Below are 517 nucleotides of genomic sequence, written 5' to 3'. Positions count from 1 at the left end.
GTGCCTTGAGTCATCATGACGCCTGCTTCGGCCAGCCAGCGATTGATGGTCTTGAACAATTGGCGGGCCAGTTGATGCTGCTCCAGCAGGTGGCGGAAATTCATGATGGTGGTGCGGTCCGGCAAGGCGCTATCCAGGGATAACCGGGCAAACAGACGCATGGAGGCGATTTCGTACAGAGCATCTTCCATCGCGCCATCGCTCAGGTTGTACCAATGCTGCATGCAGTGAATGCGTAGCATGGTTTCCAGCGGATAAGGTCGCCGGCCATTACCAGCCTTGGGGTAAAACGGCTCGATGACTTCCACCATGTTTTGCCATGGCAGAATCTGCTCCATGCGGGACAAGAAAATCTCTTTTCTGGTCTGACGGCGCTTACTGCTGAATTCACTGTCGGCGAAGGTAAGTTGATGACTCATGATGAACCCTGTTCCATGGCTCCAGATGACAAACATGATCTCATATCAGGGACTTGTTCGCACCTTCCCTAAAGCACTTATATTTCTGTCTCTTATAA

Annotated in this window: 1 pseudogene; it reads right to left on the bottom strand. The window is 51.8% G+C overall.

Features of this window, described 5'->3' with window-relative positions:
• Nucleotides 1–419 (bottom strand): annotated as a pseudogene (locus tag JWG43_RS17815) (IS5-like element IS5B family transposase); the annotation flags it as partial.
• Nucleotides 420–517 lie beyond the last annotated feature (98 nt).

This window comes from Desulfobulbus alkaliphilus (assembly GCF_016918545.1).
GTDB lineage: Bacteria > Desulfobacterota > Desulfobulbia > Desulfobulbales > Desulfobulbaceae > Desulfobulbus > Desulfobulbus alkaliphilus.
This window is presented reverse-complemented; position numbering and strand designations above follow the sequence as displayed.